Consider the following 26343-nt stretch of genomic DNA (forward strand, 5'->3'; position numbering starts at 1 on the left):
TTTACCAGGCCATGGGTTCTAGCAGGCCCCAAGGCAAAGGCACCTTGAGAACGCTATAGAACATAACGTGAATGACCATGACGCTGACAAACGCCACCACGAATGTGCGCAACCAGGTTACGCCAAACACGCGGAACAGCACACATAGAATTATGAATGCACAAAGCAGAAATCCAAGTGTCGAGCCCAACTCAAAGTAAAACACCAACGATGCGGGTACTAGCAAAAAGCGCAGCACAGCACGCCGGTCCCTGAGCCAGGAAGCACGCACAAGGGAAGCCCGGCTTACGACGCGTTTGCGCATGCCTTGAACGACCAGCATTACAGCGCAGATGAATAAGCCGCTGGAGATCAAAACAGGAAACAGGCTGGCCCCGAAATGCTGACCAGGTATCACAGGAAATGTCAGGGCGACGGCAAATACAATTACAGAAAAAATTCCCAGCACAACCCCGATCAAGGTGTCATCGAATTTCACTGAAGGCTCGCAAAAAGGTATTTCGCGCGCCGGGCCTCAAGCACTGAACCCGCGCACACTTTTTCACAACGGCGACTCAGTTGGGCGCCGGACGTTCCATGCCTATCGCCGTAATAACCTCTCCAAAGTCATCCATGGATTTCTTCATGTAGGCGCCATACTCTGTACCGCTTGCATAGCCAATGCCAAAACCGCGCTTTTGCATGAAATCTTTGAATTCCTGGCTGTGATTTACCTTGTCGAGCGCGGCCTCCATCTTGCTGACTACGTCATCAGGCAAACCTTTGGGGCCGGCAATGCCACGCCAGACGCCAATTCTCCAGTCACTGCCTATGGATTCCTTCAGAGTGGGGACATCGGGATAGAGCGGTTCGCGCTTGTCGGCCATTACGGCCAGGGGCCGCGCCTTGCCGGCGTCTATCATTGACCGGGCCTCGGGTAACGATGTCGGAACAATATCAATGCCACCGGCCGCCAATTCCAGCATCGCCGGCGCTGCGCCGTTTGAAGGTATAAACGGCACACTGGCAGGATCCAGCTTCATGTTTTTCAACAAGCCGGCCAGGGCAATATGCCAGATACCCCCCTGCCCCGTGCCCGAAGCCTTAAGCTTGCCAGGGTTGGCCTTGATGGCATCCATCAGTTCACCCATAGTTTTGTATGGGGAATCAGCACTCACGGAAACGGCTGCTGGATCTACATTCATGAGAGCCAAAGGCGTGTAGTCAGCGGGTGTAAGCTTGGTCAGGCCCTGATGCCGCATCATGGCAATTTCGACGGTGAGCATGCCCAGGGTGTAGCCGTCTGGTTTGGCCTTCGCAATGGCGGCATGCCCCACCACCCCGTTACCTCCTGTGCGGTTTACGACATTGACGGGTTGACCCAACTCCTTTTCAAGCAAGGTGGCGATAATCCGTGCCGTCGCATCCGTTCCCCCGCCTGCACCCCATGCAACAATCATGGTGATGGGCCGTTCCGGCCAAGCTGCGTGAGCGGTGCCGACCACGACACTCGCACATAATGTCAGGCTCAGTGTTATCAATCGCTTTGATTTCATTTGTCTCCGTCCTCTTTCTAGTTATTGGGACATCATCATTGACTTCACTCGGCCTAGTGCATCTACTTGGTGTCGAATATTTTTATGAGTGAAAACAATTTTCTTGTTAATGCTGAATATCGTAAGGCAGTAGCAGAGGCCAATCAATCAAAAATATCGTTTTTTATCTAAGGGATTTCCCTGCACACATCGGTGCAAAAGAAGTGGATAATCCAATTATTAATTTTTATATGTAAAAACAACATGACCTCACCGTCCTCTAATCGCTACAGTGCACCCGCTCTGGAGAAAGGCCTCGATATTTTGGAAGCCCTTGCCCAGAACGAAGACGGCTATACCCTAAATGAATTGAGCAAGACGCTGGGACGAAACGTTAACGAGATTTTCCGCATGGTCGTAACATTGCAGCACCGCGGGTATATCCAACAAGCCGAGCCAGACGACCGCTACTCATTGAGCATGAAACTCTTTCAACTTGCCCACTGCCAGCAGCCGATCAAATCACTCGTGCAAGCCGCTTTGCCACTTTTGAAAGAACTGGCGGAGCGCTCGCGTCAGTCATGTCATCTGTCTCTATTTCGTAGCGGTCGTATGGTCATCGTCGCTCAGGTCGACAGCCCGGAGCGATGGTCCTTTGGCTTGAAAGTGGGTGAGGCCATGGGGCTTACTGACACGTCGTCCGGCCATGTAATACTCGCCTACCAGGACGAGATCGAGCGCACACGCATGCTAAGTAGTCACATTAAGGTCGAAGGCGAACTTCAAATGGACCCAGGTGAGCTTTTTTCAATCTTGAGGGAAGTGCGCAATAACGGCCATGCTTGCATGCCCAGCATACAGATCGGCGGAATCACAAATATCGCCTTCCCTGTTTTCAGCAATGGAGGCCGTGTGGCTGCGGCCATTAACGTGCCGCATATCGCCCGGGTAGACGGCACGCCGCGACCAAATATTGATCAGATCAAGGAGATCATGTCAAATATCTCGCTGCGCCTGTCGATGCGCATCGGATATAACCCCGGCGCAACCGACGACGACACCCAGGCATAGGTGAGATAAACCGGACGCCATCCCGTTTATCTCACCCTAGCTTACTTTTTGTACAAAGGCAGAACCTTGTTTGCCGCCTCTGTCAGGTCGGCGATGCGATTGGCCGCCGATGGATGGGTAGACAAAAACTCGGGCTGCTGACTACCGCCGCCAAGCGCTCCCATCTTCTGCCAGAGCGTGACTGCAGCGCGTGGATCGTACCCCGCTCTGGCCGCAAGCTCGACACCAATACGGTCGGCTTCGGCCTCATGCGTACGGCTGTTGGGCAAGGTGAACATAACTTGCGACAGTGCGCCGCCCAAATCGCCCGTAGCGGTCGATCCGGTTACAGCAGACAACACCGACAAACCCATATTGGTGACCATTTGCTGGGAAACCTGTTCACGAGCATGTTCACGCAGCGCATGTGCCATCTCGTGTCCGATAACCGCAGCCAACTCATCGTCCGTAGGTTTGATCTGATTGATCAGGCCGGTATACACCGCGATTTTGCCGCCGGGCATGCACCACGCGTTTACCTCGTCGGAGTTCAACACATGGACTTGCCAGTCCCAGTTAGCCGCATCAGGGCGAAACACACCGACCTGAGCGATCAACTTGTTTGCTATGGCCTGCACACGCTTGGTCTGCGCAGCATTTACATCAAGCGCCCCCTGCGTCTTGGCCTTGGAAAGCAGGCTGGAATACTGCTGTGCCGCTTCTTGCTGCAAGGCCTGCTCGGACACCAGGCCCGACATATATTGCTTGCGATCTACGCCCACGGCCCCCGAACTCGTTGTATCGACCGCTGCGCAGCCGCCCAGTGCAGTTGCAGCTGACACCAGCCCTACCATAAGCGTACGACGTACCAGTAGCATATTTTTTTGCATAAAACTCTCCTGTTTTTTACAACTCTCTGTACCTAGACGCCACACTGGGCACGGTTACGCAGTGCATGATCAGCCAACACCAGTGCGAGCAGCGCCTCAGCGATAGGCGTGGCCCGAATCCCGACACATGGGTCATGACGCCCCAGGGTTTGAACCTTTACCGACTCGCCCGCACGATTAATAGACTGACGCTCTACACGTATGCTGGAGGTCGGCTTGATGGCGATGGACACCGTAATCGGCTGGCCTGAAGAAATACCACCCAGCACACCACCTGCATGATTTGTAAGAAAGCCGTTGGGGGTGATCTCATCGCCATGCGCAGAACCACGCTGAGTGATGCTATCAAACCCTGCGCCGATGGAAACGCCTTTTACCGCGTTCAGGCCCATCATGGCGTGGGCAATATCAGCATCAAGCCGATCGTAAAGCGGTTCGCCCCACCCTGCAGGCAGATTCTCGGCCACCACCTCAATACGCGCGCCTATCGAATCACCGTCACGCCGAAGCTGGTCCATATAGGCCTCAAGCTCGGGAACAATTTTCTCGTTGGGCGCATAAAACGGGTTATTGGCGACATGATCCCAGGACTGAAAAGGGATGACAACAGGCCCCAACTGGCTCATGTAGCCGCGTATGCGTACGCCATGTGTCTGCAGCAACCATTTTTTGGCGATGGCACCTGCGGCGACGGTGGGCGCCGTAAGCCGTGCCGATGACCGCCCGCCACCACGCGGATCACGCTCTCCATATTTTTGGGTATAGGTAAAGTCAGCGTGGCCAGGCCGAAAGGTATCAACAATATTGCTGTAATCCTTGCTGCGGGCGTCGGTATTGCGTATGAGCAGCCCGATAGGCGTACCCGTGGTCAGCCCCTGGTAAACCCCAGACAGTATCTCGACCTGATCTGGCTCTTGGCGCTGGGTGACGTGGCGCGAGGTACCCGGACGGCGACGGTCGAGCTCGGCCTGGATATCGCTTTCATCCAACGGCAACCCTGGAGGGCAGCCGTCAACAATGGCGCCGATTGCGGGCCCGTGGGACTCGCCGAAATTGGTGACACAAAACAGTTTGCCTAATGTATTGCCGGACATAATTTTCTTCTTCTACCTGATCTAGTGGTACTGATTTTATCTGACACGCAAAACGATGTTATGACGAGCAGCTGACTGCCAATGAGTCTGCCCACTGAGGTGGTTCAGCCGCATAAGCCTCGTAACCGGCGCGTGGGGTATAGGGATCACGCAACAGCATCAGCAGGGTTTCAATTTCACTTGCATCACCTGCTGAGGCAGCGCGAATAGCGCCTTCGGCCAGATGGTTACGCAGTATATAAAGCGGGTTGGCACGGTTCATGCGCTTGATACGGCCAGCCTCATCGCCCTGAGCACCGCCGGCAAGGCGATCGACGCCCAGGCGCTCCAGATACTGGTTTAACCACGCGCGGGCCTCTTCGCCATCGGCAAATCGCTGCACAAAACCCTCGGGATCGGCTGGGGCCTCAGCCAGGGATCTAAAGCTCAGTGTGAAGTCAGCTTTTTGCGTATGCAGCAGTTGCCACCAGTCATCCACCAGCTTGTCGTCGTTATCACGCCAACTGGCCAGACCCAGCTTACGGCACAGATTAGCCCTATAGCGATCCATAAACGCAGACTCATAGTGACGAAGGGCAGTCTTCATAGCCTCTGCATCAACGCCCAGGCTCAGCATTGGGCTGGCCAGGCGGTATAGATTCCAGTGGGCAACCGAAGGCTGGGCATTCCACGCATAACGGCCCTGGGTATCGCTGTGGTTGCACACATGATTAACCTGAAATGCATCCATAAACCCGTACGGGCCGTAATCGATGGTAAGACCCAATATCGACATGTTGTCAGTATTCATTACGCCATGACAAAACCCGACAGTCTGCCAGTCGGCCATCAAGTGGGCGGTGCGCACGGCAACAGCCTGCATGAACCGCAGTATAGTGCCTTCTTCACCGCTGGCCTCGCCCGATGGCGCTTCACGACACTCGGGATAGTGACGATCGACCACATAATTAAGCAGCACACGCAGATTTTCGGGCGAACCGTACCATTGCTCAAATGAGCCAAAACGCACGAAACTGGGCGACACTCGCGCAACGACAGCGGCGGTTTCAACGGTTTCGCGATAAACCGGATCGTCAGCAACAACCAAGGCCAATGCACGTGTTGTCGGAATGCCAAGACCAGCCATGGCTTCGCTGGCCAGGTACTCACGTACAGAAGAACGCAAAACCGCCCTTCCATCGCCCATGCGCGAATAAGGCGTGCGGCCTGACCCTTTAAGCTGCAACTCCCAGTTGCCGGAAGCGCTTACTACTTCACCCAGCAAATGTGCTCGCCCGTCACCCAGTTGGCCCGCCCAGACACCAAACTGATGACCACTGTATACCGCAGCCAGACTTTGCCCACCTGGTAACGGCGTATTGCCAGAAACTACGTCAAGAAATTCGGGTTTGGCCAGAGCCTCTGCGGACAACCCGAGCAAGTGGCCCACCTCGGGGTTGGCGTGCAACAGACGGGGGTTGTTGAGTGGCTGTGGCACCAATCGCGTATAAAAGGAGGACGGCAGATCTGCATACGAATTGACGACTTCAAGCCCAGCAAACGTATCAGTCATGGCGACACCTTACGCGCCCGTGCCGCACGCTTGGCGGGACGCAGATAAAATATGGCACAACAGTAAAACACCAGAGACAATACGACCTCCACGCCGCCCATAGCCGCAGACAAAGGTGATGGATCAGACCACGCCCTAACTACGCCCTCGACGAAATAAAGCAGCACCAGCATGGACGCCCACTGCAAGGTATACAGGTTGCCACGCAGCACGCCGCGCAGAGGCAACAACAAGGGCAACGCCTTAAGCGCGAGCAATGAGCCACCGGGGCGCAGAGGCGCAATGCGCATCTCCCAAAGCAGGCAGAGAACAATGAGCGCAATCAGTGACGCCGAGGCGCCATATCGCAAAACGGGATTCAATTGTGTAGTCATACTGGTATTATCACTCGAAAGCGACACCGCTTGCCCACGATGATGCTTATGGTTATGAAAAGGTTTCAGCTTAGATGACGGCCAATACTACAATCAAGACAGCCAGCAAAACGCCTGACTCACAGACCCCGAACAACCGCCCTTCACCGCAAGAAGTGGCTGCACGGCCCGACCCTGAGGTACCAACCCGATCTCCGCACCGCAACGCAATGAAAATCGTGCGTTTCGTGTTGCAACGCGCTGGCGAAAAACAACTCACACAAGTCGCCTCCAGCCTCACCTTTACGACGGTGCTAAGTCTTGTGCCTCTACTGGCCGTGGTACTGGCGCTGTTCACTGCGTTTCCGTTGTTTGGCGAATTCCGCGCGGCGCTCGAAAGCTTTCTGACGAGCAATCTCATGCCGGCCGCAGTATCCGAAAACGTCATGATGTACCTGAACCAATTTGCCGCCAAAGCTTCGGGGCTCACTGCAGCCGGCAGCTTGTTTCTTATTGTCACGTCTGTTTCACTGATCATGACTGTGGACGAGGCACTCAATAATATCTGGAAGGTCGAGCACCAGCGGCCCATGGGTCAACGTATGCTGGTTTACTGGGCCATTATTTCGCTCGGGCCCATTCTTACCGGCGCCAGCCTCTGGGCCAGCGCCACTGTGGCGCGTGAGTCACTCGGTCACGTCAACGAATTATCAGACGCACTGGGTGTAGTGCTGTCGCTGGTGCCGCTGATCGCTACGGGCCTGGGGTTTACTGTTCTGTTCACCATGGTGCCCAACCGCAAAGTACTGTGGCGTGACGCCTTGATAGGCGGCATCTGTACAGCGCTTGTACTCGAATTGATGCGCATGGGGTTTGCCTTTTATTTAGCGCGTTTCCCTTCGTATACCGTGATCTATGGCGCGTTCGCCACCCTGCCTATTTTCCTGCTCTGGATCTACCTGTCATGGCTGGTGATTTTGCTGGGCGCAACCCTGGCCGCCATTTTGCCGTCTTTGCGGCAGCGACGTTGGGCATTGCAACACTTCCCAGGCGATAAATTTATAGATGCTCTGCACGTACTGCATGCACTCTGGAAGGCCCAACGAACAGCGACACCCGGGCGCAGTACGTCATTTCTACGTGAGCACCTGCATCTGCATGACGACGAACTCAGTCTTGTATTGAAAGAGTTGAAAGAGCTTGGTTACGTGGTTGACACCGAAAATGACGCAGGCGTGTTATGGGTACTGTCATGTGACCAGCGCGAAACCGACATCGGCCGCTTGCTCGACGCCATGGTCATTGATCGCAGCCAGCCTGGCCTTTATCAAAACCCGGCGTTGCTCGAAGCCATATCCACGTCAGTTGCAGGTGAAGCCGTACGGCTGGAAACCCTTTTCGAGACGGGCACGGCACTATCAGAAAACCCCGTATTGGTGCACAATACAAAAATAAAGCTGCAGAATCACAGCGAGGAGGGAAATCATGCTGAGAGTCAGTGAAATTTTACGCGTGAAAGGCAACACGCTGTACACCGCCACGCCTGACACGTCCATCCTTCAGGCGCTGCAAACCATGAGTGAGCAAGATATCGGTTCGCTGGTCATTATGGAACACGGCCAGCTTGCTGGCATGCTTACCTTTCGCGAACTTATCCGCCATTTGCATGCCAACGACGGCAATACAGGCTCGCATAGCGTTCGCAGCATTATGGATGACGCACCGGTCAGTGTTTCGCCTAATACAGGCTTTGAAGAGGTGCAGCGGCTTATGCTCGACAAGCATGCCCGCTATATGCCAGTTATGGATGGCCCTACGCTTATGGGCGTCGTGTCATTTTATGACATGGCACAGGCCATCGTATCCGCCCAGCAGTTTGAAAACAACATGCTCAAGGCGTATATTCGCGACTGGCCATCAGACAGCGAATCCGCTCAAGGCTGACAACGATCGCGCCCTGCAGCTCATGCCAGGGGCGCATAAACCAGCCCAGCCTACCCATTTACGCTGGCGGGGCTACACGTTGTTGCAAATCTTCCCATGCCCGCCCTATCAGGCGGGCATCGTTTTTATTCAGCAACGACTGATCCGAGAGGGTGCGTCGCCACTGGCGCGCTCCCGCCCTGCCCGTCATCCAGCCCAGCATGGCCCGCGTTATCATTCGCAGCGGCACGCCCTGCCCGTGCTGGCTCTCGGCGTAGGCCATCATCGCCTCCACCACCTCGTCCGGCGTCAAACTCGAAGGTTCACCGACAAGCTGCGAAATCTCGGACAAAACGCCAGGCTGATGCCAGGCAGCACGACCCAACATAACGCCATCAAACTCGCTCAGAAGCATCTTCGATTGCTCGGCTTCAGTTATGCCCCCGTTTAGCACAAAAACACTGTCAGGAAAGTCGGCCTTGAGTTGGCGGGCTGCATCGTAGCGCAAAGGAGGGATCTGCCGGTTGTCTTTGGGCGATAGCCCCTTGAGCACCGCATTACGCGCATGCACGACAAATACACGACAGCCTGCATGATGAAGCGTTCCGACAAAATCGCGCACAAAACCGTATGAATCATCGTAGTCCAGCCCAAGCCTGTGCTTTACCGTTACCGGAACCGACACAGCATCTTGCATGGCTTTTACGCAATCAGCCACCAGACCGGGCTCTGCCATGAGGCATGCACCAAACGCGCCGCGCTGCACCCGTTCTGATGGACAGCCACAATTAAGATTTATCTCGTCATAGCCCCACTGCTGGCCCAGACGCGCCGAACGCGCCAGCGCGTCAGGCTCACTACCGCCCAACTGCAGAGCCACCGGGTGCTCGGCCACGTCAAAATCCAGATGGCGCGACACATCCCCGTGCATCAACGCACCTGTGGTGATCATTTCAGTATAGAGGCGCGCACTCGGCGCTAACAGGCGATGGAAGAAACGGCAATGCCGGTCAGTTACGTCTATCATGGGCGCGACGCACAGGCGCCAGCCAGAGAGGCTGGGGGAAACTACAGGCGATAAAGAATCAGTCACGTGAAGAAACACTAATCAGAAGCAGACACTATTGTCGGGCATTTTAAGATTTGCCGTTGTATAACGCGGACACCGGGGCTGTGGCATTAGGTGCCGCGACGAGAATTGAGCTGCCATATTGTGAGTCACGAAGACGCGATACGGCAGTGTTTGTTGCCTGTCGCAGCCTTGCGCCTGGCAGCACACCTTCATAGAACCGTGGCACGCCAAGCAGGGACGGCCTTGATCGACTAAAATCAAGTGCCCGTACTAGCGGGCCTTTTTTTAGCCCTGTTTTTTTCCAGAGTTTACCGCCCCATGGCCGTTTTCACCCCCGTCAGCGACAGCGACGCGCGCGAGCTTCTAACCCGCTACACTCTTGGCGACCTTGTTTCTTTACGAGGTATAACCGCCGGGATAGAAAACACCAATTATTTTCTTAACACCACCACGGGCGAATATGTGCTGACCGTGTTTGAGGTGTTAACGTTCGAACAGCTGCCATTTTATATCGAACTCATGCACCATCTGGCGACAGGCGGCGTACCTGTGCCCCACCCTCAGGCATTGCGCGATGGCAGTCTGCTAACCAGACTGCACGGCAAACCCTGCGCCATCGTGTCAAAACTGTCTGGTGGGTACGAGGCATCACCCAGTGCAGCACACTGCGCGCTTGCAGGTGCCACCCTGGCCCAGGCTCACCTCATGGGGCGCAATTTTAAGCTTGAACAACCCAATCTGCGTGGTTTGTCATGGTGGCAGGAAACCATACCAAAGGTATTGCCGTTTCTAAGCAAACACCAGGCCGAGATGATCCTGCAGACGCTTGATGAACAGACTCGGTTCGCCGCAACGCCTCTGTATCAAGCCCTGCCACGCGGCCCCGCTCACTGTGACCTGTTCCGCGATAACGTACTGTTTGACGGTACGTTCGACATGCCACGTATGGGCGGCATCATTGATTTTTATTTTGCAGGTTGCGACGCCTGGCTGTTCGACGTGGCAGTTAGCGTCAATGATTGGTGTATAGATCGTGCCACCGGTGTTTTTGACACCGAGCGTCTAAGTGCCTGGCTCACTGCCTACGCGGGCATACGCCCCTTTACCGACGAAGAAAAACTCGCATGGCCCTCGCTTTTGCAAGCCGCCGCATTACGATTCTGGGTATCCCGCCTGTACGATTACTATCTGCCTCGTCCGGCGCAAACTCTCAAACCCCACGACCCGCGACATTTCGAACGCATTCTCCAGGAGCGGCGCTCGACGCCTGCTCCTGCACTTTAGATTAGGCTCATCATGCAAGCTGCAACCTTGCCTCTTTCTGCAGGCTGGCGCTGGATACTAGACGGTTTCACTATTTTCAGAAGCCAGCCCATGGCCATGTTTTTCTGGAGCCTGGTCACGGGCTTTCTGATCACGGTCAGCTACCTCATCCCGATTATCGGCCAGATGGCGCTGATTGCCATTACGCCCATGCTCACATTTATTACGCTTTGTGCCTGCCGTACCATTGTCGCAGGCAAGCCCATGCAGCTACCCATGTGGCTTGCGCCACTACGCGCCATGGACACCCGCAAGGCTTTACTTGGCTTGGGCCTGGCCTATCTCGCATTTTGTATCGCGGCCGGTTTTCTAGCCACACTGCCATTCATGGACACACTTTCAAGCGCCATTAACAGCGAAGGGGTTATCAACGAACACGCATTATTTCAGGCCATGCGCGGGCCCTTTATTGCCTTTGGCCTGCTGTATGTCGTTATTTCAGCGCTGTTCTGGCACGCACCCGCGCTAATCGGCTGGCACGGCATAAAAATGTCGCAGGCCCTGTTCTATTCGATGGTGGCATGCTGGCGCAATAAATGGCCTTTTCTGGCGTACGGTACGGCCTGGGCCGCCATTTTCTTTGCCATCCAGATGGCAGGCACCCTGATTAGTGGCATGGGGCTCTCACCGGGCGCTGTACAAATAATGCTGACGCCGGTCAACATCATTGTGGCAGCAGTCTTATATTGCAGTTTTTACCCTGCTTACATTAGCGTGTTCGGCGCCAATTACCCTGCTGATCGCTAGTTTTGGGTCTGTGCAGGCGTCACCGCGCGAGGCTGATGGCGTTGGTGTTCAACGTTTGATGCTTGATGCCCGGTGATCGATGTTTGAGATTCCGTATTGGGTATTGGATATTCGGTGTTCGGTGTTCGGTGTTCGGTGTTCAAGATATGGTAGATGTTGCCTCACGCACAGCATGGGCAACGTCGATTGCATAATCAGCATTGGTTGCGCAATAACCCGCTGGCAGTTCAACCACTCCGTTCGCCCGCACGCAGATGGCAACCCGCCAAGGCGGTAACGCATCAATGCGCCTTAACACATGGCCGTATCGGTCAACAAACAACACATCAATTGTATAAGCCATGCCAAACGTGTGGATGCTGCGACAACCTGGCAGATAAAGCCCGGTATGTGCATCAAGGCGTGGACGGCCAAGCAAACCGAACAAGCGTGTAAAAAATGAACGAGCAGACAGCAGTTTCATGAGCGACTAGAACCCCGCATCCAGAAGCCTGGAAACCACCGGAAACGCAATAATGATGAATGTGCCCGGAAACACACAAAACACCAGCGGGAAAAGCAGCTTTACCGGTGCCTCCATGGCTTTCTTCTCTGCACGCAAAAAGCGTTCAGCGCGTTGCTGATCTGCCTGAGCTCGCAAAAGCGGCGCCAGGTTCATGCCCATGCGCCCCGCCTGCTCGACAACAGTCACAAAAGCACGCACAGGTGCCAGATCTGTACGTATTGCCATCTGCGCCAAGGCGTGCTCCCGCGTCACACCGGCACGAACGTCGGCCAGTACATGTCGCAACTCGGCACGCAGTGGCCCATCGGGCCCGTGGAGTGCCGCCTGTTGCAAGGCACCTTGAAGATTTAACCCTGCCTCGACACACAAAACGGTCATATCGAGCATAAAAGGAAACTCTCGTAAAATATGCGCCTGACGCTGCCGCCCGCGCTCACGCACGCGCTGTAACGGAAGCCATGCGCACGGTATTGCCATCGCCATACTAAACCCGAGCGCATGGCCCGTTGGCACCTGCACAAAACCATAAAGCACCGTGGCACACATGGCCCAAGCAAGCCCCGCAGACACGCATTGCAGCGCAACGATATGCCGACACTTCCAGATCGGATCAAGGCCGGCCAACTCAATCTGTTTGCTCAGATACTGGCGCATGGCAGCAGGAATGAATGGATCACACGCCCGCCCCAGCACCTGTAGCCACGGCCACGCCATGGCCAACACGCGTCGTTGAGGCGTCGGGCCTGCCACAGTTTGCAGCGCCCATGGTCTTGCCACAAACCATACAGCCAGAAACAGCGACAGGCCGGCCATGATCCAACTGATAGCAAATAACATAATGGACACTTTATATCTGGATAGTGACAATACGACGCACAAGCAATATGCCCACTGTTTCAAGCACCACAATGACGGCCAGTGCTGCCCAACCGATGGGGGTGGCCCATAGCCGCTGCATGGCGTCGGGATCGAGATAATGCAAAACCATGGCCAAAACAGGTGGCATGGCGGCCATGAGCCATGCCTGCAGACGCCCTTGGGAAGTCAATGCCTGGACTCGTGCCTGCATATGCAAGCGCGCTCTAAGCGTAGCCGCCATACCATCCAGTGTGGCAGCAAGGCTGCCACCACTTCGCGTAGCAATCTTGAGCGCCGACACTACAAGGCGTGCCCCTTCAACAGGCATACGCAACAACAGACTGTCGAGGCCTTGGTCCAGCGGTACACCGAGCCGTTGTTGTCGCAAAAGCAAACCAAATTCTTGCCTAAGTGGCTGCGGTGACTGCGGCACCAGCGAACTCAACGCTGCCTGTAAGCCGGCACCCGCCCTGAGCGCCGCCGCCAGTGCCATGAGTAGATCAGGTAGCTGCATTTCAAAACGCGACCATCGCCGCCGACGTGCAGATCGCAAGCCGTAGCGCGGCACTGCCAGCATCACTAGCGCCATCGCTGCGGCGATCCATATGGCGCCCGTCAGCATGTACGCCACCAATCCTGCCGCCGTACAAAGTACAAGATTGGCTATCCAAAGCCTACCCGGATCAGGGAAGAGAAAAAGATCTTCCATGCCACCTGCGATATAAGTGTCAAAACGCTGACGGTATCGGAGGTAGGCCCGGGCCAAACAATGCAGCAACAGCCAGCCACTGGCGGCGACTGCGATTGCACTAGCCAGAACAAACAGCACGATCATATAAACCTCTTCAAGAAGGGCTGTCCGTCCAGGCAGGCATAAAACGGCTTTCAAACATAGATACAGATAAAGAAGCGTGACCGTCGCTGCTTCGAAAGCATTCGGGCACTACCCCGCAGCCTTCAAAACCAGGAGGCGGGCCCGGCCTGAAACGGAATACTTCCTGGGTCTGGATTCGTCCGCTCTCCATGCCAGTAACTTCAACAATAGAGGTGACCAGACGCCGGCCTTCACCCAGTCGGGACTGCTGCACAATAAAATCGATACTGGCCGAGATGTGCTCACGAACCGCAGACAACGGCAAACTCATACCCGCCATCAAGACCATGGTTTCCAGCCTCGCCAACGCATCACGTGGGCTATTGGCATGCAGCGTGGTTAGTGAGCCCTCATGCCCGGTGTTCATCGCAGCAAGCATGTCAAACGCTTCTTCACCACGACACTCTCCGATTACGATACGGTCAGGGCGCATGCGCAATGCGTTACGAACCAGATCACGGATCTTCACCTGCCCACGCCCTTCGGTGTTGGCAGGCCTGGCCTCGAGGGCCACCAGATGCGGATGTTCCAGACGCAACTCGGCTGCGTCCTCAATGGTAATAACACGTTCGCCATCGGCAATGCAGTTGGATAAAATATTGAGTAATGTAGTCTTGCCAGAGCCCGTGCCACCGGACACAACGATATTTTTGCGTGCACGAACGCAGGCAGCAAGAAACATGCTCATGTCAGCACTGAGCGAGCCCGCGCTGACCAGATCTTGCATGCTCAACCGTCGATCGGGAAACTTTCTTATCGTGAGGCTGTTACCGCGCAAGGCAATCGGCGCGATGACTGCATTGACGCGCGAACCATCGGGCAAGCGTGCGTCAACCATGGGCGAGCTCTCGTCAATGCGTCTGCCCAAGGGTGCCACAATACGCTCCATTACTTCACGCACGGCCTGCTCACTACTGAAACACGCTGGATGACGGCGCAACCGCCCCTCCACTTCGATAAACAGCTCATCATGGCGCTTCACCATAATCTCACTGACACGGTGATCGGCAAGCAAGGCCTCGAGGGGCCCCAGGCCAACGGCTTCGTTGACAACTTCGTCCAGCAGCCGGGCTCGATCTGCCCAGATTGGCAGCAACGTATCGCCCTCGATAATCTGATGCAAGACAGTGCTCGCCTCAGCGCGCAAAGCGGCATCACTAAGGCTGGACACATCGCGACGACGCAGGTCAAGCGCCTCAAGCAGCTGCCCATGCAGGCGCCGCCGGTGCAGCGCCATGGCTGCAGCCATGGCCTCGCGTTCAGGCGAGACCTGATGCCCATCGCTCGACGTCATGCACATACGTTGCGTGATCAGATGGCTTTCATTCGCGGCACCATTAATGCTTTGATGCGTGCCACCCTCTGCGCCCGAAATTGGCTTCTGCGTATGCACACACAGTTCCGCCAAATCTGGTAAAGCAGAAGGAGCATGACCAGACATCGTTAATTGCTGGCTATTACCGACAAGCGTATCTGCAGCAAGCTCTGCCGACATGGTGCAGGCCTGCTGACCCCATGAGGGCGAGACCTGTTCTTCGACAGCATGAATCCGCAGCAAGTAGGGACCAATCATAATTTCGTCGCCAGGCTGCAGCGGCCCATAATCTGCTACATGCTGGTCATTAACAAACGTACCGATCAACGTACCGGTGTCGACAATAAACATACCGGCAGCCCTAAGCTCAATACGTGCATGCCGTCGCGCGACTCTCCAGGATTTCAATGTAAGCCCACACTCAGGAGCTCGGCCAATATCCAGGGGGAGTGACAGGGCAACACGACGAATTGTGCCGTTCTGCAGGCGAACATCTAACTCGAGCATAGGGTTAGTCCTTGAAGTCGTAACGGTTTTTCCCCGCGTGTGTCCACGACGGCACACCGTGTGAAAAGTGCAGCGCGCCGGAGGTAAGCATCAGCGCTTCGTCTTTGGCTGTATGAGCGGTGTTTCCCGCAGCGACAGGTGACATGTCGACAACGGCAATCTGCGCTTTGTCGGGCTGGTCTTGCCATTGAGACCCCTGCCCTGTCCAAGGATTCCACGCTGTACTATCAGACATCGCAGACTCAGGAAGGTCGGCAGACACGGGCGAAAAGGTGTTAAGCAGTGGAGGGGCCGGGAACGTTGCGTTAAGAATGTGGCGGCTGCGCTCTATGCGATCTGTAAAGCCTGGATGCTCCGCTGACACCAACAGCGGGGTAACAAAAACAGCCAGTTCGGTTTCCACCCGCTGATGTCGGTTTGCACGAAACAGCCCACCCATAAGCGGCAAACGCGCCAGACCGGGAATCCCGTCGTTTTGAGCGGCCGACTCGCGCGACAAGAATCCGGCAAGTACCAACGTCTGCCCCGAGCGTACATTGAACTCGGTGACAGCACGGCGTGTTTTAAGCGACGGACCATTGATGGCCGGCATGCCATTGTCAACGGCACTGACTTCAACCTCAATACGAGAGCGCACCACACCACCACGTTCAAGCTGCGGCGTAATACGCAACGAGACCCCATAAGGCTTAAATACGGTGCGGCTGTTTCCATCTGCGTCAACCGTGGAATAGGGCACCTCGCCACCCGCGAGAAACTCTGCCGTAGCACCACTGCGCGCCAGAAGCTGAGGCTGCGCCAGCACCACTGCCTCACCAGATTGCGCCAAAGCCTGTATGCGTGCCGACAGCAAAGCATTTAACCCAAAATAGCCCGCAACAGTATTGTTTGAATAGGGGCCAGGAAAAACAGACTCACCCGGCCGCGCCTGAAGGTTGCGGGTTCCGGTATCCCACAGCACGCCCGTTGTTACGCCACCTGACCATGTTCCAGGCCATCGCAATCCGAACTCACGCATGCGTGAACGCGGCACTTCAACAACCTGCACATCAAGAAGCACCATGCTATCCCAGCCTACCTGACCAGTTAGATCAACGAGTTGCGGATAACGCTGAGCCAGCACGGCAACACGCGCCCGGTCTTCATCAGACAAGAGATCACCCTCGACGAGGAGTTTGTCACCCATAAGGCTTGTGCGTGCGCCGGGTATGCGAGAAAGCAGCGTCTGCAACTCATTCTGCGCCTGCCTTGCACCCTCAGGTGCTATCTCGACCCGATACTCACGTCGTCTGCCGTCCCCAGACCATATCTGCACAACACTAGAACCTTCGTTACGAGCAAAAATAATGACTTCTTTGTCATCGGTGGCGACCGCATGAACAACATGGCCATCGCCCACAGCAACACGCGCTGCATCTGGAAGCGCCAGCACTTTTACCTCGCCCACCTGTAGTTTGAGCAGGGTCTGTTGTACTGCTTGAACGGGCGCAGCAATTGCCAGCGACCAACCCAGCATCAACAGGCGTGCCCATCGGGCCATCATGTTTGTTAAAGACCTACAAAGCTGCCTAAAAAAACTGTTTTGAAGAGAGCCATAGCCACTCATCGAAAGAACGAGGGAAACACTGCGCAGAAACATGATTTGATCCTTTATTCAACATCTGCCAGATGGCCGGAATCATCAACCCATGCCTCGTGTTGATTGCCGTCTTGAAGGGCAAGCTTATGCAAAGCTGCTGCCCCGTCTTGTATAGATGAGGGGGCAGCACCCGTCGGAGCGTGCATCCATGCGCTTGCCAGTGGAGGAACATGGGGTAGTTGGAAAAGACCAGCCGCTTGTTGCGCACCTACGGGGGTTGGAACCAGCGCCGGCACATTACGCACGGCTGTATTTCCATAAATGACCCGGACTTTGGTCGATGCCGATGACGCTGGCCTGTTTACGCCCAGCAAACCAGCGAGATCGCCACGAGCCGCAACCGTTGTTGCCGCGTCGTCAGACGGCGAGCGCAGCACCGCGGTAAGCGTACCGCCCTGCCTTGCTGCAACAAGTTTTACGGCATCTTCAGGTGCGGTATCAAGCGTAATGGTGCTATACCCCTCTGCATGGTGGGCGGTTGCGGGGGCTTGCGTGGTACTGGTCCCAGTTGCCAGCACCAGTACACCCTGCAGCAGCGGCGCGGTAATGCGACGCCGTTGATGGTCAAAAGATACGTACAGATCAATCAGATCACCAGGCTTAAGTAGCCCCGAGACTGAGTTGATGGCGTCAACAGGCATGGTGACTGCCCGACGCCCAGCAGAAAGTACACGAGAAAATGCTGTATCGTGGGTCGCATCAGCGTGAACGGGGAGCAGCAGATCTCCAGCCAGCAGTGGCGTCTTTAACACAGCCCCCAAGAGTTCTTTGTGGCGCTCTGGCGGCAAGCTATCGCTGGGAGCAAGCTCTTCCGGATAAGGCCTTACTGCAAAATGGTCCAGCTCAAGTACCGTACCGGCCTCCAGATCAATAGCCGCCACCAGCCTGTCAATGGTGGCAACCCTGCTGATCGCCTCAAGCTGCAACTGACGGCCATGCAAGTATTGACGTGCCGCCCAGGCTGCACACAGGCCAGCGGCTATGGCAAGCGTCAACGCCAGCAAGGAAGGGTTTATACGCGAAAACCGCATAGGAGACCTCCTGATTATCGGGTATGGTGAACATAGAGAAAGAAGCCCTGCGCCGTATCCAGAAAGAACAGAAACAGCTCCTCGCCGTGTTGCTGCCATAGTTGCCAAGACGGGACGCTCAACTCCGAAGACATAGGAAGCAATGCTGACCAGCCTTGGCTACGCAAGCGTGAAGCAAGCTGATGACGCAAAATGGCTGCCGACGCAGGCATGCGATAAAGGGTTTGTATTACGCCTCGCGCAGGCTCTGCAGCCTGTGTGGGTGGCCCTACAGTGTCATCGCCCCATTGCGCAAGCTTGGTGGCGTGCGTTGGTAGCCATGCGTATGCGTGGTGGTCTGCCACTGGCAAGTTTGGCAAGCCCGCAAAAGACAGTACAGAAACCCGGCCGGCACTGCTTTCTGGGTGCTCGCTTACGCGCCATATCTCGGCCAACCAGTGGGCTTCTTCGCTTACCCCAGAAAGTATCGCCAGCCCAGGCGATACCAGTATGCGTTGGAACACGTCTTGATGATCTGCCAGCGCTTCGGCCACCCGGGCCACCGACTGCGTTGCGGTAAACGGCTTTATATGCAAAGGAATGGCCGCCACATCAATAGGCTGAACAGGCTGCCAAACAAGGCCTGGCACCTGCATGTTATTAAGACGTGACGCCACGTCGGCGTGGGCCGAACCGAATGGCAGTAGCGCATAGCCGGATGTCAGGCAAATAACCCTGAGCGGAGATACTAGCCGTAGCAACACGCATGAAGCTGGATAACGAAAGGCATATGCGCAGAACAACCATGCCGCCTGCAGCCGTCTAAGAACCAGCACAACCTTTATCTCTGCCAGTATGAGTAAAAATCGACACATATCAGCACGCATGCTCAGTGTGCTGAGGCGCTTGACGCAGTGGACGTCAAATGTGATCGAGGAACCCTACCCTCCCACCGAGCGATCCAGTCTGTGGTGACAGACGGGCGATGCCAGGCTGCGTCGACGGGTTCCATCACCCGACTCACTCTTTCAGCCAAGCGTAACGAAGCCTGAGCACTGCGCCGCCAGGCGAACCAAGAGTGGCCTGTGCGCGCAGCCACACCACCGTCATGACTCGCATGACCGGCCCCCGCCAGCAGAACAGTGTGGCGGTGCAAAAATTTATTACTGGCCAAAGGTAAACCAGCAGTAGAACCATCAGGGATGCTTGTGGTGACCTCTTGAATGCTTGAACCTGAACCCACGGGGGTTATGACACCACCGGGCCCGCGCCAGGGCATGCGCACAGTTGCCGTCACGACAGGGTGATTACCCATGCCCCAGTCATGCCTCAACCCCCTGGCGTAGGTACCCGTACCCCCTGGCTGAGCATGGGCCGGTAACTGGCCATATCGTGCAGGCAATACCTGTGGCACATGTGCACCATGCACCAGAGAAAGGCCTTGCAGATCAAGCCAACGCTGAGCATCTTGACCAAGGAAAAACCTGTCTGCTCGGGCGATAGAGCGATGTTGTTGAGGCGTGTGGTCGCTACGTGCAACCATAAACGCAGCAACGCTGCTGGCATGCTGGGCCGTCATGCCTATGTCTTGGAGCCTGCCCAACCAGCCTGTGGCCACAAAGAAGGCAAGGAGCAAGCCAAACACCACCACGCCTTCTGCCATGGCCTGCCCGGCCTGACGATGAAAAACGCCCGTTTGGCCACCGGAGTGCCACTGCCCGCCGAACAGTGTGCTGCCGTTACTCATGTACCCCTCCAAACCTGGTATTGCCCGGCGCGTCAGGATGCGCCGCCAACCGGGCCTGCCAATAAGGATGAAACAGATTGGGGCGCTCGTGCGCACCATCTGTGCGCCTATGAGGTCTTGCAAAAAAGCTCTGGCCAGCCGCCTGCGTGGTGATTAAGAGCCCCTCTGGCCCTAGATGCCTTAGTGTTAGCGCAAAAAATAAAGGTCGACGTACCGCCGTAGGCGACGTATCAAAGTGCGCTGGTAAGCCTCCACCCTGCCAGCGTTGTCTGGCAGATGCCGCACGCGAGGTAGCCAAAGGGTTACCCGTGCCCGTAATAATGTCCCAGTTGGTCGCCTCACTAACCCAGCGCCAAAAGTCACGGTCAGAGAAATTTTCTGGCGCATTGGTGACATGTGGTTGGGACAACGGTATGGAAGATCTGGCTGGAATCCACCCCCAGCCCATCGGATACTCGCGGTAATAGCACCCTACCCAACGGTTGAACCGCAGGGCATGAAATGACTGAGTGTCTACGGACTGCCAGATACCTTGTCGATCAAGATAGGTTGAGCCACGACGTCGAAGCTGATGGCGCAATACCGCGCAAACCGGATGCACGGACCAGGTATTAAAGCCGGTTTGGTGACGCCGACCAAGAAAGCCATACAAGCCGGCGGCCTGCCGAACCAGTTGCCGCAATGCACCTTGCCCTGACTGCAATTGGACATAACCGGGCCAGGCATCGGCATCTATACTTAAGTTAAACCTGAAGTCATCAGGCAGTTCGGGATAATTGCGCGCAAGTATGTGGCGTATGGCATGATCGCGTACAGCGGGCAACCCACGCACAATCTCGTGCTGCACTGCCACCAGCACCTCACGGACGGTTTTGTCATGTGACGCATAGGCAGCAGCCAGTTCACCCTGAGTTACTGCAAGGCGCTTAAACCCCGCTGCACGGCGTGCGGCAGCATAAGCGGCCCCATGTAAAGGGCCAAACAGCATGCCAAGCAAATAGTGGGGGGGGTTGCCTACGGCCACCTGCCGGGCCTGCGCATCACCCAGCAACGACCAGGAGCCCAGGGTAACCAGATGCGCCATGGCAACCTGGTGACCCGTATGCGCCCGGTTAATATACGCAAGCATGTTAAGCGCGCGCGCCTGCACTTGTGCGCCGCTGTATGCTGCGGCGTCAAGTGCATGGAACTGACGAGATTTGGCGGCGGCAACCTGGCCCACCATGAAATACCGCAACATGGCCGCCGCAAGCAGGCCGACCATAATCATGCCAAGCACCAGCGCCTGCCCTGCTTGCGAGCCAGGTAACACACTGGCTCGCCCCATTATTTGCCGCCCTTGGCGTTACCCGTGAACGACTGGAGTGTTTTTGAATTTGTTTGCTTGACGGCAGACTGGGCTGCTGCCCGCGCCTGACGAGACTGCCTGGAACCATCTTCACCCGCGAGTTCACGGGCCATGGCTGCAGTTTGCGAACGCAAAACCTGGCCAAAAGACTGGTAGACCGCGATGGCTGCGACGGCCACGAGTGCGACCACGATTAAATACTCGGACATGGCCTGCCCGCGTTGGCCGTGCCTGCGACGCTGTGCGTAATTACGATGACGAAAATGCATGATGCTCTCCTGTCTGACGATCAGGAGAGCATCATGCACGGTACGACGTGCCCCGCCAATTCGGAGATGCCGACATGGGCGAAACCGTCAGCAGCCCGACAAAGTTACCTTGTCATCGGCCTGCGGTACAGTAAATTGCCTAGGCTGGGGCGCCTACTTTAACGCGCAACTCGCCCAAACCATCAATGGCGGCTGTCATTACATCACCTTCAACAACTGCAGCTACGCCTTCGGGCGTACCCGTAAAGAGAAGATCGCCCGCTTTTAGTTCGAACAGATTGGAGAGGTAGGCGAGTGACTCGGCAACACTCCATATCAAATCTGACAGATTACCGTGCTGACGAGCTTGACCATTGACGTTCAGGCTGATGTTGCCAGACTCCAGTACACCCGTCTCGCTAAGGGCATGCAAAGGACCGATGGGGGCCGAATCATCAAAGGCTTTGCCAACTTCCCATGGTCGCCCCTGCTTCTTGGCTTCGCCTTGCAGGTCACGTCGTGTCATGTCTAGCCCAATGGCATAACCCCAGATACACGCTTGGGCCTGCTCGGGTGTGAGATGACGACCACCCGCGCTTAAGGCAACCACCAACTCAACTTCATGATGCAGATTGCTGGTTTGCTGCGGGTAGGGCATTAGGCCGGTTTCACCGTCAGCCACCTGCAACAAGGCGTCAGCCGGCTTGCAAAAGAAGAATGGATCTTCACGGCCCGTGAAACCCATTTCTTTGGCGTGCTCGGCATAATTGCGCCCGACACAGTAAACGCGACGCACGGGAAACACAGAAGCCGAGTTTGCAACGTTGAGCGAAGGCTGCTCAGGAAAGGGGATAACGGTATCCATTCAAGCTGCTCCAGTTTGGTAACGTGCAATACTGTCGGAGATTTCTTTGAGTGCGACTTCAGGGCCTTCCCAGCCTTGCATTTTGACCCATTTGCCGGTTTCGAGATCTTTGTAGTGTTCGAAAAAGTGCTGAATGCGGGTGAGTTCTTCTGAAGGCAGGTCTTGCGGGGTCTTTATATTGCGATACGGTGGGTAAATTTTATCGACCGGCACCGCGAGAAGCTTGGCATCGCCGCCTGCTTCATCTTCCATTTTGAGCACACCAATAGCACGTGCACGGATAACTGCGCCCACCTGAATGGCAAAAGGGGCAAGAACGAGCACGTCGACCGGGTCACCATCATCAGAGATAGTCTGAGGAATGTAGCCATAATTGCATGGATAGTGCATGGCGGTGAGCAAGAATCGGTCAACAAACACGGTGCCAGAGTCTTTATCAACCTCATATTTGACCGGGTCGGCATTCATGGGAATTTCGACCACAACATTAAATTCGGCCGGCGCGTTATCGCCGGCAGGTACTCGATCTAAGCTCATGCTTGCTTCAGCCTTACTGTAAATGAGAAAAAATCAGTCTCGTCCGGAACCGCTACGAGGACGATCAGACGTTTGTGACAGATCGACACCAGGAATGGGCGCACTGTCGAAATATTCATCAAAATCAGCGGTGTCGTTTTTGGCGATAACCCCCCCCGCCCCACCAGCAGGTGGCACTTTGTCATGCGGTGCAGCCGGCTCGGGGATTTTAGTATCATCATCCATGATAAAGTCGGCAGCACTTGCCGCCATGGGCACGACGTAATCATGTGAAAAACCCATGCCGCCAACTTTTCCTGCTTCGACCATTGTCGGATCGCCACGTGTATCAGCGGCTGGCAGGGCCTTGTTGGCTGGAAGCACTGGCAGCGCGCCAACCACTCCTGCCGCCAGACGCCAGTGTTTCATGGCATCGTCTGTACGACCCAGACGGTCATAAAGGGTACCTAGCAGCGCATGAATACGCATATCGCTGCGTAGCTTCATGCTGCGCAGCAGATAGCGTTCGCCTTGCCCCCACAGCTCACCGGTAAGGCAAAGCTTACCCAGCGCCGACAGTAGCGCGGGGTCATTGGGATGGTTTTTAACCCAGCCTTCGGCCTTGCTGAGACGCCGGGCCACCTGCTCAGCAGGGCATTGCGCATAGGCGCTTAGCAGGCGCGATTCAGGCTTAATGTTAAGCGCCGCCTCAAAGATACGGGAGGCCTCGTCATAATTGCCCTGCCCCGTTTGTATGGTAGCTGCCGCCAACGCAATATCGGGCAAGGTACGCTCGTCAGCCTTGAGATCACCCCAAATGCTCTTGAAGCCTTCAACCCCGCCATCACGAAGGCGCGCCGCCGCAGACGTTTCTATGAGCTGTACAGCCTCGGCTTTGTCGATGACGCCGCGGCGAGCCAGAACGCGTGTAAGTTCGTAGACGCGGTCGTGGTTATGCAGCTGAAGATGGGCTCGAAGCAACAGTTTTGTTGCATGAAAATACCGTGAACTGGCGTCTTGCAGGGGCTTTAGTAACTCTAGCGCCTCTTGCGGACGGTTTTGGTCAAGACACATTTCGGCGGCGACAATAGCTGTGGCCTCACCCAGCCTTGGGTTGCCTGCCGCGCTTGCTTTAGCCAGCGCTAGTGCTTCGTCACGGCGGCCGTATTCACCCAAATGATGGTTGGCACGGGCAGACGCCAGGCCCGCCAATACTTTTCTGCCACCTGAGCGCGTGCGGCCCAGCAATTTTGAGAGATCTTTCTCGGCTTCGGTATAACGCCCCTCAAGAATTTTGATCCAGCCACTTTCAAGCAGCTCATGATCACGCTTCTGGGCCCTCAGGCTACGCCACGAGCGGAAGCGCTCGGGGCCGCCACTAACCCATGCCAAAACCCGCAGGCATACGTACAAAATAATAAAGAGGGCCAGCAGCAAGAGCACAGCCAGCGTCAGTGAGAGCTCAATGCGCCATGGCTGTGCAATGATGAGTACGTTGCCGCTATGCTCGCGCAACACCAGTGCCAGTGCAACAGCAGCAATAAAAACGAGAATTGTCCAGATTAAGGCTTTCATGGCTTACCCCTGCAACGCGAACAAGGGTGTCATGCCAGCCAGCTGCTCGGCGGACACGCCGAGCAGCGCAGACACAGACACAGACGTATCGGTATCGGCGGCTGCGTCTGCAGCGGGCGCCACTTCATTCGTTGAAGCATCGCTCGTCACAGAGCCGCCATTTTGCGCAGGCGCACTGGTGTCAGACTGAGGGCGAGCTTCGCTGGCCGCAGGCTGCTTAGCAGTGGGGGATGTGGTCGACGCCGAGGGTGTGGTTGCCGTTTGATCCCCTGGTGTCGCAGGATGTGTATGTACACCTGTTGTGCCTGCATTATCTGCTGCACCATGAGGGCTGGAGTTCTGTGGTGCCCCATTCGCGTTGTCAGCGCCAGACTCGTCAGTTTCAGGAGCATCGGTACCCAAACGTTCAGACTTGCTTTTCTGATCTCGCAGGGTTTGAACAGCCTGCAGGCTGTTGTCGACATTAGGCACGGGCACAGCAATAGATGTGTCAGCAAATTGGCGTGCCAGCTTGACCGCCCTGCGGCTTTGCGGTGCTTGCTGGTCGAACCGGGTTTCTATGGCTTGCACCAACGCTGCCGTTTCAGTTTGCCAGATTTTGGGCTGTCGCATCATAAGGGCGAGCTGTGCCGTCATAATACGCATGCGCAAATTTTCGCGGAAGCGTGCAGACTGTTCGGGAGACATCAACAATGCCGTCGTGTCATCGACCCTGCGCACAGCAATGAATTGCCCAAGGTCTTGACCAATGGCTGACCATGCTTCGCGCGACCATGTTGAAGCCACGTGCATGCTTTTTTTCCACCATGGCGCATCAGGGTCAACAGGTGCTTCGCTGCCATTGTCGACTGCTTGCGACGCCGCTGACGCAGATGTGTGATCTAACGGCTCAGGTGCTGCGTCGTCAGGCATAAGCAAAGGCGCACTACTGACCAGCTGCCCTAGTTCATCAAGCTGCGACGACAGCATGGCGATGTCAACGGTGGTGGCAGCGCGCAGGTGATCGAGATCACCATTAATAGTTTGTTGCAACGATGCCAGGCCGGGACGATTTGCTCGGGCAAGCTGAGCCTGGGCGGTTTCGAGCGAGATGATGGCATTGGCAATATTGCCGCTTAACTGCAACTGCTGCTGAGCGATAGTGAGCAAATGCTCGATATCATTAAGCAACACCAGTTCGGAGCCACTGTCGGTCAGCGTCTGGAATGCGCGTTCCAGGCCATCTGATTGATCACGTGCGGCATCCACGGCTTGTTCTAACGAGGCCATTTTACGGGCCTGTTGTTCGACCTTGGCCAGCGCCTGACGCGCTTGTTCAGCGGCCTGACTGGCTTGGTCGGCGCTACGCCGCACCTGGCTCTGGAGCTCGGTCGACGTACGCAGGAATTCTTGGCGTTGGTACCACCAGGCCGCTGCCATAACCAGCGCCAGCAGCACCACAACCACGAGCACAGGCCCTGTAATGCTGCGCTGACGAGATGGTTTGGAGGGTGAGGCGCCAGAAAGGCCACCAGGCGCCCCAGGGCCGCCACTGCCACCTGATGCTGTACGACTCCCCGAGGGGGAAGATGTTTTAGACGTGACGCCGGGCCCGGATACGCCAGAGCCCGTTGTGGCTGCACTCGGTTTGCCGGCAGCCGACGTATCGGATGACGTGTTAGCGCGGTTTATGCTGTCTGCCGGTCTTTCGTTCTTGGACACAGCACTATCGGCGCCCGACTGCGTTTCGACCGGAGTCATGCCCGGTGCGGAAGATGGTGTTGGTTGAAGCTCGGTTTTTTTATCTGTCATGGCGCGATTGTAATCCCAGGTGGATTC

At 56.0% G+C, this 26343-nt stretch carries 26 protein-coding genes; 5 read left to right on the forward strand and 21 right to left on the reverse strand.

Annotated features, from left to right (window positions below; translation table 11 throughout):
• Position 1 precedes the first annotated feature (1 nt).
• Together FQ179_RS07660 and FQ179_RS07665 are read right to left on the reverse strand one after the other, a co-directional pair.
• Entirely contained in the window at positions 2-478 is a 477-nt protein-coding gene (locus FQ179_RS07660; RefSeq protein ID WP_188074527.1) for a tripartite tricarboxylate transporter TctB family protein, read from the reverse strand.
• Positions 479-554: 76 nt separating this feature from the next.
• Positions 555-1535 carry a tripartite tricarboxylate transporter substrate binding protein gene (locus FQ179_RS07665; RefSeq protein ID WP_149396602.1) on the reverse strand — a complete coding sequence of 327 codons (981 nt, stop codon included), beginning with the start codon at positions 1533-1535 and terminating at the stop codon, positions 555-557.
• 243 nt (positions 1536-1778) lie between these two features.
• Between FQ179_RS07665 and FQ179_RS07670 the strand changes: the two genes are divergently transcribed.
• Positions 1779-2585, forward strand: coding sequence for an IclR family transcriptional regulator (locus FQ179_RS07670; RefSeq protein WP_149396603.1), 807 nt, complete (start codon positions 1779-1781; stop codon positions 2583-2585).
• Between the two features lie 41 nt (positions 2586-2626).
• On the opposite strand, the gene FQ179_RS07675 is transcribed toward FQ179_RS07670, so the two are convergent.
• From FQ179_RS07675 to FQ179_RS07690, 4 genes are read right to left on the reverse strand one after another with little or no spacing between them, the layout of a single operon-like run.
• Positions 2627-3442 carry a M48 family metallopeptidase gene (locus FQ179_RS07675; RefSeq protein ID WP_255474917.1) on the reverse strand — a complete coding sequence of 272 codons (816 nt, stop codon included), beginning with the start codon at positions 3440-3442 and terminating at the stop codon, positions 2627-2629.
• Between the two features lie 44 nt (positions 3443-3486).
• Entirely contained in the window at positions 3487-4548 is a 1062-nt protein-coding gene (gene aroC / locus FQ179_RS07680; protein ID WP_149396605.1) for a chorismate synthase, read from the reverse strand.
• A gap of 58 nt (positions 4549-4606) precedes the next feature.
• A complete protein-coding gene (locus FQ179_RS07685; protein WP_149396606.1) occupies positions 4607-6100 on the reverse strand; it encodes a YdiU family protein in 1494 nt (497 codons plus the stop codon).
• On the reverse strand, positions 6097-6474 hold the full coding sequence (locus FQ179_RS07690; RefSeq protein WP_149396607.1) for a DUF2069 domain-containing protein: 378 nt from the start codon (positions 6472-6474) through the stop codon (positions 6097-6099). The genes FQ179_RS07685 and FQ179_RS07690 overlap by 4 nt, the downstream gene beginning before the upstream one ends.
• A 74-nt stretch (positions 6475-6548) precedes the next feature.
• Here FQ179_RS07690 and FQ179_RS07695 point away from each other — a divergent pair, with 74 nt between their 5' ends.
• Both FQ179_RS07695 and FQ179_RS07700 read left to right on the forward strand, forming a co-directional pair.
• Positions 6549-7955, forward strand: a complete 1407-nt coding sequence (locus FQ179_RS07695; protein ID WP_149396608.1) for a YihY family inner membrane protein — start codon at positions 6549-6551, stop codon at positions 7953-7955.
• Complete coding sequence (locus FQ179_RS07700; RefSeq protein ID WP_149396609.1) at positions 7939-8397, forward strand: CBS domain-containing protein; 459 nt, start codon at positions 7939-7941, stop codon at positions 8395-8397. Before FQ179_RS07695 ends, FQ179_RS07700 begins: the two co-directional genes overlap by 17 nt.
• Positions 8398-8455: 58 nt before the next feature.
• On the opposite strand, the gene dusA is transcribed toward FQ179_RS07700, so the two are convergent.
• Positions 8456-9469: a tRNA dihydrouridine(20/20a) synthase DusA gene (gene dusA, locus FQ179_RS07705; protein WP_255474876.1), complete on the reverse strand. Its 1014-nt coding sequence runs from the start codon at positions 9467-9469 to the stop codon at positions 8456-8458.
• A gap of 297 nt (positions 9470-9766) precedes the next feature.
• Between dusA and FQ179_RS07710 the strand changes: the two genes are divergently transcribed.
• Positions 9767-10732: a homoserine kinase gene (locus FQ179_RS07710; protein WP_149396610.1), complete on the forward strand. Its 966-nt coding sequence runs from the start codon at positions 9767-9769 to the stop codon at positions 10730-10732.
• Positions 10733-10744: 12 nt separating this feature from the next.
• On the forward strand, positions 10745-11518 hold the full coding sequence (locus FQ179_RS07715; RefSeq protein ID WP_149396611.1) for a BPSS1780 family membrane protein: 774 nt from the start codon (positions 10745-10747) through the stop codon (positions 11516-11518).
• 139 nt (positions 11519-11657) lie between these two features.
• On the opposite strand, the gene FQ179_RS07720 is transcribed toward FQ179_RS07715, so the two are convergent.
• The 14 genes from FQ179_RS07720 to FQ179_RS07785 all read right to left on the reverse strand — a co-directional run bounded on the left by FQ179_RS07720 (position 11658) and on the right by FQ179_RS07785 (position 26316).
• Positions 11658-11981, reverse strand: a complete 324-nt coding sequence (locus FQ179_RS07720; RefSeq protein ID WP_149396612.1) for a DUF192 domain-containing protein — start codon at positions 11979-11981, stop codon at positions 11658-11660.
• Between the two features lie 6 nt (positions 11982-11987).
• The gene (locus tag FQ179_RS07725; protein WP_149396613.1) at positions 11988-12860 is read right to left on the reverse strand and encodes a type II secretion system F family protein; all 873 of its coding nucleotides are present in this window, start codon (positions 12858-12860) and stop codon (positions 11988-11990) included.
• Positions 12861-12870: 10 nt separating this feature from the next.
• The gene (locus FQ179_RS07730) at positions 12871-13716 is read right to left on the reverse strand and encodes a type II secretion system F family protein (RefSeq protein ID WP_149396614.1); all 846 of its coding nucleotides are present in this window, start codon (positions 13714-13716) and stop codon (positions 12871-12873) included.
• 10 nt (positions 13717-13726) lie between these two features.
• Entirely contained in the window at positions 13727-15577 is a 1851-nt protein-coding gene (locus FQ179_RS07735) for an ATPase, T2SS/T4P/T4SS family (RefSeq protein ID WP_149396615.1), read from the reverse strand.
• Between the two features lie 4 nt (positions 15578-15581).
• Positions 15582-17120, reverse strand: coding sequence for a type II and III secretion system protein family protein (locus FQ179_RS07740; RefSeq protein ID WP_255474877.1), 1539 nt, complete (start codon positions 17118-17120; stop codon positions 15582-15584).
• Positions 17121-17227: 107 nt separating this feature from the next.
• Entirely contained in the window at positions 17228-18247 is a 1020-nt protein-coding gene (gene cpaB / locus FQ179_RS07745) for a Flp pilus assembly protein CpaB (RefSeq protein WP_149396616.1), read from the reverse strand.
• Between the two features lie 14 nt (positions 18248-18261).
• The gene (locus tag FQ179_RS07750) at positions 18262-19101 is read right to left on the reverse strand and encodes a hypothetical protein (protein ID WP_149396617.1); all 840 of its coding nucleotides are present in this window, start codon (positions 19099-19101) and stop codon (positions 18262-18264) included.
• A 14-nt stretch (positions 19102-19115) separates the two neighbouring features.
• A complete protein-coding gene (locus FQ179_RS07755; RefSeq protein WP_149396618.1) occupies positions 19116-19973 on the reverse strand; it encodes a hypothetical protein in 858 nt (285 codons plus the stop codon).
• Positions 19966-21300 (reverse strand): Tad domain-containing protein, encoded by a 1335-nt coding sequence (locus FQ179_RS07760; RefSeq protein WP_149396619.1) that lies wholly within the window; start codon positions 21298-21300, stop codon positions 19966-19968. The genes FQ179_RS07755 and FQ179_RS07760 overlap by 8 nt, the downstream gene beginning before the upstream one ends.
• Positions 21300-21590 carry a hypothetical protein gene (locus tag FQ179_RS07765; RefSeq protein ID WP_149396620.1) on the reverse strand — a complete coding sequence of 97 codons (291 nt, stop codon included), beginning with the start codon at positions 21588-21590 and terminating at the stop codon, positions 21300-21302. The genes FQ179_RS07760 and FQ179_RS07765 overlap by 1 nt, the downstream gene beginning before the upstream one ends.
• 139 nt (positions 21591-21729) lie before the next feature.
• On the reverse strand, positions 21730-22434 hold the full coding sequence (locus FQ179_RS07770) for a fumarylacetoacetate hydrolase family protein (protein WP_149396621.1): 705 nt from the start codon (positions 22432-22434) through the stop codon (positions 21730-21732).
• Positions 22435-22971 (reverse strand): inorganic diphosphatase, encoded by a 537-nt coding sequence (gene ppa / locus FQ179_RS07775; protein ID WP_149396622.1) that lies wholly within the window; start codon positions 22969-22971, stop codon positions 22435-22437.
• 33 nt (positions 22972-23004) lie between these two features.
• Positions 23005-24525, reverse strand: coding sequence for a heme biosynthesis HemY N-terminal domain-containing protein (locus FQ179_RS07780; RefSeq protein WP_149396623.1), 1521 nt, complete (start codon positions 24523-24525; stop codon positions 23005-23007).
• 3 nt (positions 24526-24528) lie between these two features.
• The gene (locus FQ179_RS07785; protein WP_149396624.1) at positions 24529-26316 is read right to left on the reverse strand and encodes a uroporphyrinogen-III C-methyltransferase; all 1788 of its coding nucleotides are present in this window, start codon (positions 26314-26316) and stop codon (positions 24529-24531) included.
• Positions 26317-26343: the final 27 nt, after the last annotated feature.

Origin of the sequence: Pusillimonas sp. ANT_WB101, from assembly GCF_008369125.1 — a bacterium.
Lineage (GTDB): Bacteria > Pseudomonadota > Gammaproteobacteria > Burkholderiales > Burkholderiaceae_B > Allopusillimonas.

Bases quoted from the DNA above. Each gene is read 5' to 3' on its own strand.
- FQ179_RS07720 (WP_149396612.1), bottom strand. From the start codon at position 11,981: ATGAAACTGCTGTCTGCTCGTTCATTTTTTACACGCTTGTTCGGTTTG.
- FQ179_RS07735 (WP_149396615.1), bottom strand. From the start codon at position 15,577: ATGCTCGAGTTAGATGTTCGCCTGCAGAACGGCACAATTCGTCGTGTT.
- FQ179_RS07700 (WP_149396609.1), top strand. From the start codon at position 7,939: ATGCTGAGAGTCAGTGAAATTTTACGCGTGAAAGGCAACACGCTGTAC.
- FQ179_RS07750 (WP_149396617.1), bottom strand. From the start codon at position 19,101: ATGTGTCGATTTTTACTCATACTGGCAGAGATAAAGGTTGTGCTGGTT.
- FQ179_RS07710 (WP_149396610.1), top strand. From the start codon at position 9,767: ATGGCCGTTTTCACCCCCGTCAGCGACAGCGACGCGCGCGAGCTTCTA.
- FQ179_RS07770 (WP_149396621.1), bottom strand. From the start codon at position 22,434: ATGGATACCGTTATCCCCTTTCCTGAGCAGCCTTCGCTCAACGTTGCA.
- FQ179_RS07670 (WP_149396603.1), top strand. From the start codon at position 1,779: ATGACCTCACCGTCCTCTAATCGCTACAGTGCACCCGCTCTGGAGAAA.
- FQ179_RS07785 (WP_149396624.1), bottom strand. From the start codon at position 26,316: ATGACAGATAAAAAAACCGAGCTTCAACCAACACCATCTTCCGCACCG.
- FQ179_RS07755 (WP_149396618.1), bottom strand. From the start codon at position 19,973: ATGAGTAACGGCAGCACACTGTTCGGCGGGCAGTGGCACTCCGGTGGC.
- FQ179_RS07690 (WP_149396607.1), bottom strand. From the start codon at position 6,474: ATGACTACACAATTGAATCCCGTTTTGCGATATGGCGCCTCGGCGTCA.
- FQ179_RS07725 (WP_149396613.1), bottom strand. From the start codon at position 12,860: ATGTTATTTGCTATCAGTTGGATCATGGCCGGCCTGTCGCTGTTTCTG.
- FQ179_RS07780 (WP_149396623.1), bottom strand. From the start codon at position 24,525: ATGAAAGCCTTAATCTGGACAATTCTCGTTTTTATTGCTGCTGTTGCA.
- FQ179_RS07740 (WP_255474877.1), bottom strand. From the start codon at position 17,120: ATGATGGCCCGATGGGCACGCCTGTTGATGCTGGGTTGGTCGCTGGCA.
- FQ179_RS07675 (WP_255474917.1), bottom strand. From the start codon at position 3,442: ATGCTACTGGTACGTCGTACGCTTATGGTAGGGCTGGTGTCAGCTGCA.
- cpaB (WP_149396616.1), bottom strand. From the start codon at position 18,247: ATGCGGTTTTCGCGTATAAACCCTTCCTTGCTGGCGTTGACGCTTGCC.
- ppa (WP_149396622.1), bottom strand. From the start codon at position 22,971: ATGAGCTTAGATCGAGTACCTGCCGGCGATAACGCGCCGGCCGAATTT.
- FQ179_RS07715 (WP_149396611.1), top strand. From the start codon at position 10,745: ATGCAAGCTGCAACCTTGCCTCTTTCTGCAGGCTGGCGCTGGATACTA.
- FQ179_RS07760 (WP_149396619.1), bottom strand. From the start codon at position 21,300: ATGGGGCGAGCCAGTGTGTTACCTGGCTCGCAAGCAGGGCAGGCGCTG.
- FQ179_RS07765 (WP_149396620.1), bottom strand. From the start codon at position 21,590: ATGCATTTTCGTCATCGTAATTACGCACAGCGTCGCAGGCACGGCCAA.
- FQ179_RS07730 (WP_149396614.1), bottom strand. From the start codon at position 13,716: ATGATCGTGCTGTTTGTTCTGGCTAGTGCAATCGCAGTCGCCGCCAGT.
- FQ179_RS07685 (WP_149396606.1), bottom strand. From the start codon at position 6,100: ATGACTGATACGTTTGCTGGGCTTGAAGTCGTCAATTCGTATGCAGAT.
- FQ179_RS07695 (WP_149396608.1), top strand. From the start codon at position 6,549: ATGACGGCCAATACTACAATCAAGACAGCCAGCAAAACGCCTGACTCA.
- aroC (WP_149396605.1), bottom strand. From the start codon at position 4,548: ATGTCCGGCAATACATTAGGCAAACTGTTTTGTGTCACCAATTTCGGC.
- FQ179_RS07665 (WP_149396602.1), bottom strand. From the start codon at position 1,535: ATGAAATCAAAGCGATTGATAACACTGAGCCTGACATTATGTGCGAGT.